This window comes from Stenotrophomonas forensis (assembly GCF_028752115.1).
Taxonomy (GTDB): Bacteria; Pseudomonadota; Gammaproteobacteria; order Xanthomonadales; family Xanthomonadaceae; genus Stenotrophomonas; species Stenotrophomonas forensis.
Genome location: NZ_CP082270.1, coordinates 2,080,335 through 2,093,923 on the forward strand (window position 1 = coordinate 2,080,335; position 13,589 = coordinate 2,093,923).

Genomic DNA, 13,589 nt, shown 5'->3' on the forward strand with positions numbered 1-13,589 from the left:
CTACAAGACATGGTTTCAGGATGATCTGAGGGGTCACTCCCTACATCGTTCCACCTCCAAGACAATCCGGCGCAACATGCGTGCTATTGCCGTCATCGGCATTGCTCTATTGTTGAACCCGATTCTGGATCTTGGGGAAAGCACCGCATGGCGGTAGAAGCAGCGACCAGCGAGCTGGTCAAGGTCGTGGCCCTGTTGGGCGCGGCGGTGGTGATGGTGCCTTTGTTCCGCCGGGCCGGCCTGGGCTCGGTGCTGGGCTACTTCGCCGCTGGCCTGGCGATCGGACCGTTCGGGCTGGGCTGGTTCTCCGACCCGCAGGCGATCCTGCATACCGCCGAGCTCGGCGTGGTGATGTTCCTGTTCGTGATCGGCCTGGAGATGCGGCCCTCGCACCTGTGGAGCCTGCGCAAGGAAATCTTCGGGCTGGGCACGCTGCAGATCGTCACCTGTGCGCTGGTGCTGACCAGCATCGCCAAGCTGTTCGGCTTCCCCTGGCAGGTGGCCTTCATCGGCGCCACCGGCTTCGTGCTCACCTCCACGGCGGTGGTGATGCAGCTGCTGGCCGAGCGCGGTGACATCGCGCTGCCGTCGGGTCAGAAGATCGTTTCGATCCTGTTGTTTGAAGACCTGCTGATCGTGCCGTTGCTGGCGCTGGTGGCGTGGATGGCGCCGAGTGCGGGCAGCGCCGATGGCGAAGGCTCGCGCTGGCTGTCGGTGGCGATCGGCGTGGGTGCCATCGTCGGCCTGGTGCTGGTCGGCCGCTTCCTGCTCAATCCGCTGTTCCGCGTGCTGGCCGAATCGAAGGCGCGCGAGGTGATGACCGCCGCCGCGCTGCTGGTGGTGCTGGGCGCGGCGCTGCTGATGCAGCTGTCCGGCCTGTCGATGGCGATGGGCGCGTTCCTGGCCGGCGTGCTGTTGAGCGAGTCGACCTTCCGCCACCAGATCGAAGCGGACATCGAACCGTTCCGCGGCATCCTGCTCGGCCTGTTTTTCCTCAGCGTCGGCATGGCGCTGGACCTGAGCGTGGTGGCCGCGCATTGGCAGCTGATCCTCGGCCTGGTGCTGGCGTTGATGGCGGCCAAGGCGCTGTGCATCTACGTGGTGGCGCGCATCATGGGCAGCGACCACGCGCAGGCGCTGGATCGCGGCGTGCTGATGGCGCAGGGCGGCGAGTTCGCCTTCGTGTTGTTCTCCGCCGCCGCATCGGCCGGCGTGATCGACCTGGACATCAATGCCAACTTCACCGCCGTGGTGGTGCTGTCGATGGCGCTGACCCCGCTGGTGGTGCTGGTCTACAAGCGCGTGGCGCCGAAGCCGACGGTGAACATGGACGGCGTGGACGAGGCCGATGGCCTGTCCGGCAGCGTGCTGCTGATCGGCTTCGGCCGCTTCGGCCAGGTCGCCAGCCAGTCGCTGCTGGCGCGCGACGTGGACGTGACCATCATCGACAACGATGTGGAGATGATCCAGAGCGCGGCGCGCTTCGGTTTCAAGATCTATTACGGCGATGGCACGCGTCTGGATGTGCTGCATGCTTCGGGCGCGGCCAACGCACGTGCGATTGCGGTGTGCGTGGACAAGGCCGAGGCCGCCGACCGCATTGTCGAGCTGGTGGCGCATGAATTCCCGCAGGCCAAGCTGATGGTGCGCTCGTTCGACCGCGAGCATTCGCTGCGGCTGATCCATGCCGGTGTCGATTTCCAGATCCGCGAGACGTTTGAGTCGGCGGTGCTGTTCGGCCAGGCCGCGCTGGTGGAGCTGGGTGCGGACGAGGATGACGCGATCGAGATTGCCGAGCAGATCCGTCGCCGCGATGCCGAACGCTTCGAGCTGGAAATTGCCGGTGGTGGTTTGAATGCCGGCGCGCGGATGATCTACGGCAACAGCCCGCAGGGCGTACCGACGCCGACCCCGTTCACCGCACCGAAGCGGGCGAGCAAGACGCTGAACCCGCAGGATGTGCCGGAAGAGGAAGAGTAGCCACCGGTCGTGCCGGCCGTCGGCCGGCAGTTACGGAATCATTCCGACGCCATGAGGTTGCCGGCCAGCGGCCGGCACTACCGGTGCGCGGTGTCGACGCGCGGCGGTGGGCGAGGGGGCCTGAATCGGGGACAATAGCGTCCCCGCCGCCCCACGCCCGCTCCCGATGACCGATTCCGCCCCCCAGCTTCCTGCCCGCATCCTTGATGGCCGCCGTATCGCCGAGGACCTGCTCGACAGCCTGAAGGTGCGCGTCGACGCCCGCGTGGCCGCCGGTGGCAGCCGTCCGGGCCTGGCCGTGGTGCTGGTGGGTGGCGACCCAGCCTCGACCGTGTACGTGCGCAACAAGCGCCGCGCCGCCGAGAAGGTCGGCATCGAGGCACATGACTACGACCTGCCGGCCGGTACCACCGAAGCCGAGCTGCTCGACCTGATCGACCAGCTCAACGCCGATCCGAAGATCAACGGCATCCTGATCCAGCTGCCGCTGCCGGGCATCCCCGACGCGCGCCGGCTGATCCAGCGCATCGACCCGCGCAAGGACGTGGACGGCTTCCACCCGGAAAACGTCGGCCACCTGGCCCTGCGCGAGTTCGGCCTGCGCCCGTGCACCCCGCGCGGCATCACCACGCTGCTGGGCCACACCGACCAGCCGGTGCGCGGCCGCAACGCCACCATCGTGGGCGTGAGCAACCATGTCGGCCGGCCGATGGGCCTGGAGCTGCTGATTGCCGGCTGCACCGTGACCAGCTGCCACAAGTTCACCCCCAAGGACGTGCTGGAACAGGCCGTGCGCAACGCCGACATCCTGGTGGTGGCGGTGGGCCGCCCGGGCATCGTGCCGGGCGAGTGGGTGAAGCCGGGCGCGGTGGTGATCGACGTCGGTATCAACCGGCTGGATGATGGTCGTCTGGTGGGTGACGTCGGGTTTGAAGCGGCGGCCCAGCGGGCGAGCTGGATCACCCCGGTGCCGGGTGGCGTGGGCCCGATGACCGTGGCCACGTTGATGCAGAACACCCTGGAAGCGGCGGAAGCGCTGAGCTGACCTTTTGGGGTGGTGCCGACCGTTGGTCGGCACAATGCGGACATGCGGATGACCCGCTCCTGGTAGGTGCCAACCTTGGTTGGCACACATACATCGGGGCCATCGGCCCATCTGGGGCACCGGTGCCGGACAGATCGTGCCAACCAAGTTTGGCACCTACCAAAGGCGCTCCAGGACTGCCCCGAGTGATCCTCTTAAGGTGGGTGCCGACCGTTGGTCGGCACATCCATCGGGGCCATCGGCCCATCTGGGGCACCGGTGCCGGACAGATCGTGCCAACCAAGGTTGGCACCTACCAAAGGCGCTCCAGGACTGCCCCGAGTGATCCTCTTAAGGTGGGTGCCGACCGTTGGTCGGCACATCCATCGGGGTCATCGGCCCATCTGGGGTCCAGTTGCCGGACGGGCCGTGCCAACCAAGGTTGGCACCCACCAAAGGCGGTACGCCACCGGCGGCCCGGATGGCCTCCTGAACCAATGATCGCCCGCGCGACACTGCGTCGCATCTACCCCCTGCCACGGGGCGCGAAAACAGGGTAAAATGTCGCGCTTCCCCACATCTCGGGTATGCCGATGCTGCGCATCCAGGCTGAAGCACTCACTTACGACGACGTCTCGCTCGTCCCCGCCCATTCGACCATCCTGCCCAAGGACGTCAACCTCGAAACGCGGTTGACTCGCGACCTGAAGCTCAAGCTTCCGATCCTGTCCGCAGCCATGGATACCGTCACCGAAGCCCGCCTGGCCATCGCCATGGCACAGCTTGGCGGCATGGGCATCATCCACAAGAATCTCAGCCTGGAACAGCAGGCCGCGGAAGTGGCCAAGGTCAAGAAGTTCGAGGCCGGTGTCATCCGCGACCCGATCACCGTCGGCCCGGAAACCACCATCCGCGACGTGCTGGCCCTGACCCAGGCGCACAACATCTCCGGCGTGCCGGTGGTGGGCAGCGACGGCCTGCTGGCCGGCATCGTGACCCACCGCGATATGCGCTTCGAGACCGAGCTGGATGACCCGGTCCGCCACATCATGACCAAGAAGGATCGCCTGATCACGGTCAAGGAAGGCGCCGCCTCTGACGAAGTGCTGCAGCTGCTGCACCGCAACCGCATCGAAAAGGTGCTGGTGGTCAATGACTCGTTCGAACTGCGTGGCCTGATCACCGTCAAGGACATCCAGAAGAACACCGACTTCCCGAACGCTGCCAAGGATCTGTCGACCCGCCTGCTGGTCGGCGCTGCCGTCGGCGTGGGTGGCGATACCGATCGCCGCGTGGAAGCGCTGGTCGCCGCCGGCGTGGACGTGATCGTGGTCGATACCGCGCACGGCCACTCGCAGGGCGTGCTGGACCGCGTCAGCTGGGTCAAGAAGAACTTCCCGAACGTGCAGGTCATCGGTGGCAACATCTGCACTGGCGAAGCCGCACTGGCGCTGCTGGACAGCGGCGCGGACGCAGTGAAGGTGGGCATCGGCCCGGGCTCGATCTGCACCACCCGCGTGGTTGCCGGCGTCGGCGTGCCGCAGGTCACCGCCATTGACCTGGTGGCCGAAGCGCTGCAGGACCGCATCCCGCTGATCGCCGACGGTGGCATCCGCTACTCGGGCGACATCGGCAAGGCGCTGGCCGCCGGTGCCTCGACCATCATGGTCGGCGGCCTGCTGGCCGGTACCGAAGAATCGCCGGGCGAGACCGAGCTGTACCAGGGCCGTTCGTACAAGAGCTACCGCGGCATGGGTTCGCTGGCTGCCATGGAGAAGGGGTCGAAGGACCGCTACTTCCAGGACGCCGCCACCGCCGACAAGCTGGTGCCGGAAGGCATCGAAGGCCGCGTGCCGTACCGCGGCCCGGTGGGCGGCATCATCCACCAGCTGATGGGCGGCCTGCGCGCCACCATGGGCTACGTGGGCTGCGCCACCATCGACGACATGCGCAGCAAGCCCAAGTTCGTCAAGATCAGCGGCGCCGGCCAGCGTGAGAGCCACGTCCACGACGTGACGATCACCAAGGAACCGCCGAACTACCGCGCCTGACGCGGGCCGGGCAAAGAGGAACGAGGAAGCTGATTCCCGTTCCTCTTTTTCCATCTGCTGCTGCAAATCTGATTTCGTTTTCCCTACTGCATTGCCAGGGCGCCATGACCAACATCCATAACGACAAGATCCTGATCCTCGATTTCGGCGCGCAGTACACGCAGCTGATCGCACGCCGCATCCGCGAGCTGGGCGTCTACTGCGAAATCTGGGCGTGGGACCACAACCCGGCCGAGATCGCGGCGTTCGGCGCCAAGGGCATCATCCTGTCCGGTGGCCCGGAATCGACCACGCTGCCGGGCGCCCCGGCCGCGCCGCAGGAAGTGTTCGACAGCGGCCTGCCGATCTTCGGCATCTGCTACGGCATGCAGACCCTGGCCGCGCAGCTGGGCGGTGCCACCGAAGCCGCGGACCAGCGCGAGTTCGGCCACGCCGAAGTGAACGTGATCAACCCCGATGCGCTGTTCAAGGGCCTGAGCGACCACGGCGGCGAGCCGAAGCTGAATGTCTGGATGAGCCACGGCGACCACGTCTCCGTTGCGCCGCCGGGCTTCACCATCACCGCCACCACCGACCGCATTCCGGTGGCCGCCATGGCCAACGAAGAAAAGCGCTGGTACGGCGTGCAGTTCCACCCGGAAGTGACCCACACCCTGCAGGGCCAGGCGCTGCTGCGCCGCTTCGTGGTGGATGTGTGCGGCTGCCAGACCCTGTGGACCGCCGCCAACATCATCGACGACCAGATCGCCCGCGTGCGCGAACAGGTGGGCGATGACGAAGTGATCCTGGGCCTGTCCGGCGGCGTCGATTCGTCCGTGGTGGCTGCGCTGCTGCACAAGGCCATCGGCGAGAAGCTGACCTGCGTGTTCGTGGATACCGGCCTGCTGCGCTGGCAGGAAGGCGACCAGGTGATGGCGATGTTTGCCGAGCACATGGGCGTGAAGGTGGTGCGCGTGAATGCCGCCGACCGTTACTTCGCCGCGCTGGAAGGCGTGAGCGACCCGGAAGCCAAGCGCAAGATCATCGGCAACCTGTTCGTTGAAATCTTCGATGAAGAGTCGAACAAGCTGAAGAACGCCAAGTGGCTGGCGCAGGGCACCATCTACCCGGACGTGATCGAGTCGGCTGGCAGCAAGACCGGCAAGGCGCATGTGATCAAGAGCCACCACAACGTGGGCGGCCTGCCGGAGCACATGAAGCTGGGCCTGGTGGAGCCGCTGCGCGAGCTGTTCAAGGATGAAGTGCGCCGCCTGGGCGTTGAGCTGGGCCTGCCGCGCACCATGGTCTACCGCCATCCGTTCCCGGGCCCGGGCCTGGGCGTGCGCATTCTGGGCGAAGTGAAGCGCGAATACGCCGAGCTGCTGGCCAAGGCCGATGCCATCTTCATTGATGAGCTGCGCAAGGCCGATCTGTACGACAAGACCAGCCAGGCGTTTGCCGTGTTCCTGCCGGTGAAGTCGGTGGGCGTGGTGGGTGATGCGCGGGCTTATGAGTGGGTGATTGCGCTGCGGGCCGTGGAAACGATTGACTTCATGACGGCGCACTGGGCGCATCTGCCGTATGAGTTCCTGGGGACGGTGAGCAACCGGATCATCAATGAGTTGCGGGGGGTGTCGAGGGTGGTCTATGACATCTCGGGGAAGCCGCCGGCGACCATTGAGTGGGAGTGAGTTGAAAGAACGAGGGCGCCGAGAGGTGCCCTTGTTGTTTATGGTGTCCGCTAGGGCTATGCCCGGTTCTACGCCGGCTTGTTAGCCGAATCCAATCGCCCTAATATCGAGCTGTATCGGGGTGTCGCCATACGGTGCTTTGTGGATACGTCGTATAACCGGACCTACGGGTCCAACAATTAGTTAGATAGTTAGTCCCCCAGGGAGCATCGCCGTATTGGACACTCTCACATTCACAGCCGAGGTCATTAAGGCGGTAGTTTGGCCGGCCTCACTCCTCGTACTGGCTTTCTTGCTTCGCAAGCCACTTAAAGAGCTGATACCTCTATTAAGGAGGCTGAGGTACAAAGAGGTTGAAATTGAGTTTTCCAGGGAAATCGCGATGCTTAAGGTCAAAAGCCTCACGGAACAGCCATCTGATCTACCGAGTGTGGGCGTTACTTCGCCCGGACTTCCGAAAAGACTGGAAAGTAAGCGGCTAGAGCTGTTGCGAATGGTGCCATTTTCTGCTCGTGTCGCTGTCATGGAAGCTTGGCTCGAAGTTGAGGGGGCTGCAAATGAAGTTGCTAGCTCGTTCTGGAGCCAGCCACCAAGCGAGATCTTTAGAAGCGACTCGACGATCGGGGAGTACCTTTTCAAGTGCAATGTAATAGGCAGGCATGACCTGGAAACTTTCAAAAGGCTTCGGCATTTGCGCAATAGCGCCGCTCACGCTGAGGAGATCAATTTGAGCGATGGTGACGCAATTGGCTATGTGGAGGTAGCTCTGAGCCTTGCAGCAAAGATCAGGTCTCACTGAGAGAGACCTAACAATTCGTTCAAGCTTACGCGGGCATTGCTCGTGAGCTTGAGATGTCGGGGATTGCCTCCCGGTTCGGGGGGGGGGGCATTGGACTGTGGTGGGCGTCCGGAATATAGTTATAAGGCTTGGTATCGCGTCTAGGGGGGGGCATGGAAGTTGCTCAAAGTCTGCGCCAACAGTCTGCTATCAATGTGCTATCGCTGACTGGCGGTGGGTACAGGGGGCTTTACTCTGCGAGAGTTTTGCAGTTACTTGAAGAGCGTGCTGGTAAGCCAATCGGTCAGTGCTTCGACCTAGTTGCGGGGACATCGATCGGAGGAATTCTGGCGCTAGCTGTTGCGTTCGAAGTTCCAATGAAGGACGTCGTCGCAGCGTTCGTGTCCAAGGGGAGTGTGATATTCCGCAGGAATTTGTTTCGAGCGGGGCTGTTTCGCAATAAGTACGACTCCGAGCCAGTGGCCGACCTGCTTGAATCTCTTCTGCCGAGAGGTGCTCGGATGGCAGACGCTAAGCACGCGTTGATAATTCCTGCTCTAAATCTGACTCTTGGACGGGGCACTCCTCTCAAGTCGAGGCACAATGCCGACTGGACGAGAGACTACAAGCTTTCTGTAAGGGACGTTGCGCTAGCAACTTCAGCCGCGCCGATCTACTTCCCGATTGCCAGCTTTGGCGAGAGCTTGTACGCAGACGGTGGCTTGTTCGCGAACGCTCCAGACCTTGTGGCGCTCCATGAGGCGAACACATACTTCTCGGCGAAGGATGAGTCCGTCCGCATGCTCAGCATAGGCACTATGTCTACCACTTACGTAGAGCCGATGGGGATAGAGAAGAGAAGGGGCGTTCTATCGTGGCTTCGACCGACTAGCTTTCCGCTGATTCAGACCATTCTTGCTGCACAGGAACAGATGGCGCTTCAGATCGTCCGGCATAGACTCGGTTCGAATCATCTACGTCTGGACGAGTCGCCGAGTCAGAGCGATCAAAAGAAGCTCGGACTCAATATCGCAACCGAGTATGCGCAGAAACGATTGCTTGGCGCTGCGAAAGATACGTTCGATCGGCTACGCGAAGAAGAGATAGAGCCGTATTTGGCTCACTCGCCACAAAAGTGGATCATTGCAGGGGGTGAATAGTGGGTGTTGCAGCCAGATTGTTCGTTTCCAATGACGATGCAGAGTCGCTCAATCGACGCGTTCGACCGACGGACGGACAGTTGGAGTTCCTAAGGGATAACAAGGACGCGCTCGAGCAGTGGCTGCTGAATGACCTGGCAGATTCTGGATATGGAGTTTCAACCTTTCTGCAAGGGTCATATCGTTTCCACACATTGATCAAGCCAGTGATGTCGGGAGCCGAGTACGATGTGGATGTCGGATTTTATTTCATAGATGGTCGGGCGGAGCCTGACAGCAACGAGTTGCGAGAGTTGCTGAGAGATTCGCTAGAGCAGTTTGCAAGAATTTGCGACGAAGTAAAGCAGCTCGATGCTCCGAAAGAGCGATGCTCGCGGGTTAGATACGAGCGAAAATTCCACATTGACGTTCCTGTCTATCATAAGGCGTCAGACGGAGGAGGCGTCCGGTTAGCGACGCTATCGAATGGCTGGGAAAGGAGCAACCCAGCAGCCATGCTTGATTGGTTCCAAGAAGCGCTCGATGGCAGCGATCGCCAGAAGGCGCGTATTCGACGACTGGTTCGATACATGAAGGCGTGGGCTGCGCTTAAGTTCGCGGGCTCTGACGGAATTCCTTCTTCACTTCTTCTGACGGTGTTGGTGGTCGATGCTGCACAACACCTCAACGGAGAGGATGACGACGACGCGTTGGCGATCGTCGTCGATTCGATCTACGAGCGACTTTTGGTGGACAGCACTGTGCGCAATCCTGTAGGTGGCGACAGCGATACGAATCTAAATCGTCTGGATGAAAGTGACTTCGACGTATTCATGGAAGAGCTGGCACGATTTAAGGACTCGTCGTCTCGCGCTGTGGATTGCGAAGATGAAGCTGAAGCTGCAGCAATTTGGTGCGAGCCATTTGAACACCTGTTCCCACTGCCAGAAGGCGTGGATGGGCTTGCGCTGGAGGTGGCGGGTACAGGGCTTGCGATCCAGAGTCCAGTTATCAACATTACGGTGCTAGATGGGGATAGCCATAGCGTACTGAGGAACTACATTGGGCGCGTCCCCTTCGCACGAGTCGGTGAGAAGCTAAGGTTCGCGATCACAAATCCCGATGTTATTCCCAACCATGCCAGAGTGACTTGGGTGGTGAGGAACACGGGTGCTGGCGCTCACGAAGAAAGCGATTTAGGACACAGCGGGGTTGATGACGGATCTCGCGTCTGGACGCGTGGTGTGGCATACATCGGGCGGCACTTCATGGACTGTGAGGTGAGGGTGCACGGTCAACTTCGTTCTGTCACCAGGGTGGCGGTCGATGTGAATCGTGCAGCAATTCCTCCACGCCACCCCGTAAGTAGGCCCTCCTACGTGAAGCTAATTGGGAAGAAGGGGCGGTGACTCGGTTTACGTTAGAGTGCTGGCTGGAGGCGGCCAGCGCCACAATAGACGGCTGCCGTATGTGCAGATGGTGCCCCCGGCGGCTGTGCCTTCCACCCTCTTGATGGGGAGGAGGATGAACGTTCAAACGTCGAAGACATTGGTGCAGTTCGATCCATGACCATGGTCGGGGGCTAAAAGGGGGGGGCACTCAGCTCCGCCAGCTGTCGGACAAGAGTTGCAAAGGAGCCATGTAGAAATCGTAGGACAGCATAGCCTTGTGACCAAGGTCTGCCTCAAGCACATCGCATCGGAACGTGTAAAGAAGCCGCGCGATGAGACAGCTGCTCACTCGCGATCTTGCCGGACTGGCGTGGCCTCAAGAATTGCTCTATGGGGGCTGCGAGAACAAGGCGCGTCCGCCTCTAGCCGAAAGCGAAGATCCCAAATTATTCAATCAAGCCTACGCTCCTTGGCATATCGGTCTTGTTCACGCTATATACTCTGCTAGATCTTCTGGAAATCGACAGGGTGAGGAATGCACGAACATCAGAATCCAATGACTGGGTTCAAGTTGCTGGAGCAAGCGTTCTCTGAAGGCTTCCGTATGCGTCCAGTCCCAGGTGCCGAAGATATTTTCGTAGAGATCGACCAGGGAGTTACATCAGAGCGTTACACTTATGCGCGCCTGGCGGGGCTAAAGGTCCAACAGCTTGTCGTACTTGACGAGAATGAGCCGCTCAATGGTTTGCCTTGCTTTTGTCTATTCTATGGCACGTTAGAGAGCCTTCGGGGGCGCGGTCTAACCTCGACCTTTATCCGTCAATGCCTCGAGCAGTTCAAGAAGGATCTTCGACCACACTACGGTCAACGCTACTACATCGAATCCTTGATTGAGACAGACAATGAGCCATCGCTGGCAATCGCTAAGAAGCTCTTTGGCGAGCCAAGTCATGATGGTGTTGACCAGCTGTCTGGAACGCCGACGAGAATCTGGCAATTCGAAGAGATTCGCTAGCGTCGATAGCTCGGCGTAGCAAATAATTCAACCCGAGCCCGTATGCGGATCGGCTTAGTTCAGGCAATGGACTGCAACAGGGGGATGCATGCCGAAGGAAGATTTGTACAAAACATTCATTAATCGAATGAAATCGGCGTCTGACGCCGGAGCGTACCTGGAGGCATCTTGGTACGCATATGCCGCGCTGGAGGATCGACTCGTTTCGCTTCTACAAAATTCTGGCGGGGTTGGTGAGAATGCCGGCGGTGCCAATGGAAAACCTATAAAAATGATGGGGCGAAAAATCAAAGAGCTGAATCGGCGTGCAGAGAAGGACAAGCTTCTCAAGGAGAACTTTGAGCACGACAAGCTCAACGCCTGGAAGGATTCTAGAAATAACCTAATGCACGCCATGGGCGATGCCACCATGACTATCGATGAGATTGACGCGTCCGCAAAGAAGCTCGCGGAGGATGGACAGGAGCTGGTGCGAGAATATGCAGCAGCTTGTCGCAGGCTGAAAAAGCACCGTGACAAAGTTGCTGTTTAGCAATTAGTTGGCAAGTGTAGGTTCCAGGTTCACTTCTTTCGTAGTGAAGCTGTCTTATTAGCAATGGGTCAGCACCTTTTAGAAGCCAACGTCCGCTCCTGGCCGGAAGCAGACGTTGTTCGATGTGACGCTTGACCAAGTCTGCCGCGAGTATGCTTGGAGAAGCAGATCACTCTGGTCTCACTTCTTGACAAGCCCACTCAACCAGCCCCCGGCAAGCCAGGAACAGCCCATCCACAACCCCCTCATCCAGATGCCGCTCCGGCTCCGCTGCCACCCGGCAGCGGTCTGCCGCGTGCAACACCTCCAGCACCGTAAGCGCCCCCACCATCGCGCGTTCGCTCTTCGCCAGGCTCACACGGCGGCCGGGTGACACATCGTTCTCCGGCCAGGGCAGCCCATCGGCTCCCTCACCCGCGCGGATGCGCGTGAGGATGCCGAGCAGCGAGTTCAGATCGGGCAGGGGAGTGTCGTCGTTGATGGGCTCAACAACGGTGTACGAGGAAAAGGTGTCGGACTTTTTCATGGCGTCGGCTTCCGTGGCTGTACTTAACAGCGCCACCGTGAAGAAGGTGGCGGACGATGCGTGGCTGCAAACCGGGACGAAGTAGTGCCATGACCGGTGGGTCCGAAGACCCCCACGCACCGCCCGCCATACAGGCCGACGGATTGCCCGCCGGCACCGCTTGGGGACGGTGCCGACGGACAAGCGCAAACAACTGGCACAACAATCGTCGCGGGTTTGCAGACCCGGAGCCACCCGTTGTCGGTGGCGCGCCATGGTGTTTACGCGGTCGCTCCGAATACCAATTGAAATTCGCGAAGAGATCGCAGAATTCGAGAGCGGGAATCTATTGTGGCACGCACTATTCGTGCCGTAGGCCTCACGATCCGACGCATTCGTGCAGACGCACTGCTGATCGCGAACGGTAACGTCGCAATCGCCCGTGCCTTCAGGGGATAGCGAGACAGCCGCCTTTACAACAATTCGTATTCCGAACCGGGCCGCAGCACCGCGCGATCAGTCAGACAGGCCGAAAAGCGGTCCAAAGCCGACACCGCGGGAAGACGGCAGAAACTCAATCCACGCCGTCCTCAACCAACGCCGCATTCCCCACCAGCAACTCAATCATCGCCCGCGCCGCCGCTGACTGCCGCCGATGCGGCGCATAGATCACCGAGAACGGCCTTGACCGTCCACGCAGCTGCGGCAGCACTTCCACCAGCTGCCCGCGCTGCAACCGCTCGCGCACGATGAACTCATAGCTCTGGCAAATGCCGATACCCTGTTCGGCCAGCGACACCACGCCCAGCACATCGTCGGACGTCTCGATGGACGAGCGCGGCAGCCAGTCCACGTCGCGCCCACCGTCGCGGAAGATCCAAGGCGCCAACCGCCCGGTGCGCGGCATCACGAACGGCAGGCACAGGTGCTGCTGCAGGTCGTCCAGCGTCTGCGGCGTACCCCGGCGCTGCAGGTACTCCGGCGACGCCACCAGCACCAAAGGCGCATCCTCCAGCTTCCGCCCCACCAGCCCGCTGTCCGGCAGCTGGCCCAGGCGGATGGCCAGGTCGAAGCCTTCGGCCACCAGGTCCACGTTGCGGTTGGTGATGTTCAGTTCCACCTGCACCTGCGGGTACTGCTGTGCAAAGCGCGCCAGCACGGGCGGCAGCCGGTAGTGGCCATAGGTGGTGGGCACGCTCAGGCGCACGCGACCGGCCAGCGCACCGTCCTGGGCCAGTACGTCGCGCTCGGCATCGTCCAGCAGGCCGAAGGCGGTGCGCACCTGTTCCAGATAGAGCCGCCCGGCGTCGGTCAGGCCCACGCGGCGGGTGGTCCGCTGCAGCAGCTGCCGGCCCAGCCGCGCTTCCAGGCGGGTGACCGCGCGGCTCAGCACCGAGGGCGTGGTGGACAGCGCCACCGCGCCGGCCGTGAACGAGCCGTGCTCGACCACCGCCAGGAACACCTCCACATCGCCCAGGTAGTCGAACTTGCGGCTCATTTGGCT

11 protein-coding genes are annotated in these 13,589 nt (G+C 61.5%); 9 read left to right on the plus strand and 2 right to left on the minus strand.

Annotated elements, in window-relative coordinates:
• Positions 1-147 precede the first annotated feature (147 nt).
• The 9 genes from K5L94_RS09915 (at position 148) to K5L94_RS09955 (ending at position 11,580) form a co-directional block, all read left to right on the plus strand.
• Positions 148-1,980 carry a monovalent cation:proton antiporter-2 (CPA2) family protein gene (locus tag K5L94_RS09915; protein ID WP_274512507.1) on the plus strand — a complete coding sequence of 611 codons (1,833 nt, stop codon included), beginning with the start codon at positions 148-150 and terminating at the stop codon, positions 1,978-1,980.
• Between the two features lie 166 nt (positions 1,981-2,146).
• Positions 2,147-3,025 (plus strand): bifunctional methylenetetrahydrofolate dehydrogenase/methenyltetrahydrofolate cyclohydrolase FolD, encoded by an 879-nt coding sequence (gene folD, locus K5L94_RS09920; RefSeq protein WP_014036908.1) that lies wholly within the window; start codon positions 2,147-2,149, stop codon positions 3,023-3,025.
• Positions 3,026-3,597: 572 nt separating this feature from the next.
• Positions 3,598-5,055, plus strand: a complete 1,458-nt coding sequence (gene guaB, locus K5L94_RS09925) for an IMP dehydrogenase (protein ID WP_065175075.1) — start codon at positions 3,598-3,600, stop codon at positions 5,053-5,055.
• A 104-nt stretch (positions 5,056-5,159) separates the two neighbouring features.
• A complete protein-coding gene (gene guaA, locus K5L94_RS09930; protein WP_005413109.1) occupies positions 5,160-6,725 on the plus strand; it encodes a glutamine-hydrolyzing GMP synthase in 1,566 nt (521 codons plus the stop codon).
• Between the two features lie 217 nt (positions 6,726-6,942).
• Positions 6,943-7,524, plus strand: a complete 582-nt coding sequence (locus K5L94_RS09935; RefSeq protein WP_274512508.1) for a hypothetical protein — start codon at positions 6,943-6,945, stop codon at positions 7,522-7,524.
• Between the two features lie 152 nt (positions 7,525-7,676).
• Positions 7,677-8,663, plus strand: a complete 987-nt coding sequence (locus K5L94_RS09940) for a CBASS cGAMP-activated phospholipase (protein ID WP_227860336.1) — start codon at positions 7,677-7,679, stop codon at positions 8,661-8,663.
• Positions 8,663-10,051 (plus strand): CBASS cGAMP synthase, encoded by a 1,389-nt coding sequence (locus K5L94_RS09945; protein ID WP_274512509.1) that lies wholly within the window; start codon positions 8,663-8,665, stop codon positions 10,049-10,051. The genes K5L94_RS09940 and K5L94_RS09945 overlap by 1 nt, the downstream gene beginning before the upstream one ends.
• Positions 10,052-10,589: 538 nt before the next feature.
• Complete coding sequence (locus tag K5L94_RS09950; RefSeq protein WP_220083785.1) at positions 10,590-11,048, plus strand: GNAT family N-acetyltransferase; 459 nt, start codon at positions 10,590-10,592, stop codon at positions 11,046-11,048.
• An 88-nt stretch (positions 11,049-11,136) separates the two neighbouring features.
• Positions 11,137-11,580: a hypothetical protein gene (locus tag K5L94_RS09955; RefSeq protein WP_146256817.1), complete on the plus strand. Its 444-nt coding sequence runs from the start codon at positions 11,137-11,139 to the stop codon at positions 11,578-11,580.
• A gap of 169 nt (positions 11,581-11,749) precedes the next feature.
• On the opposite strand, the gene K5L94_RS09960 is transcribed toward K5L94_RS09955, so the two are convergent.
• Both K5L94_RS09960 and K5L94_RS09965 read right to left on the minus strand, forming a co-directional pair.
• Complete coding sequence (locus K5L94_RS09960; RefSeq protein ID WP_274512510.1) at positions 11,750-12,106, minus strand: hypothetical protein; 357 nt, start codon at positions 12,104-12,106, stop codon at positions 11,750-11,752.
• A gap of 553 nt (positions 12,107-12,659) precedes the next feature.
• On the minus strand, positions 12,660-13,583 hold the full coding sequence (locus K5L94_RS09965; protein ID WP_274512511.1) for a LysR family transcriptional regulator: 924 nt from the start codon (positions 13,581-13,583) through the stop codon (positions 12,660-12,662).
• Positions 13,584-13,589: the final 6 nt, after the last annotated feature.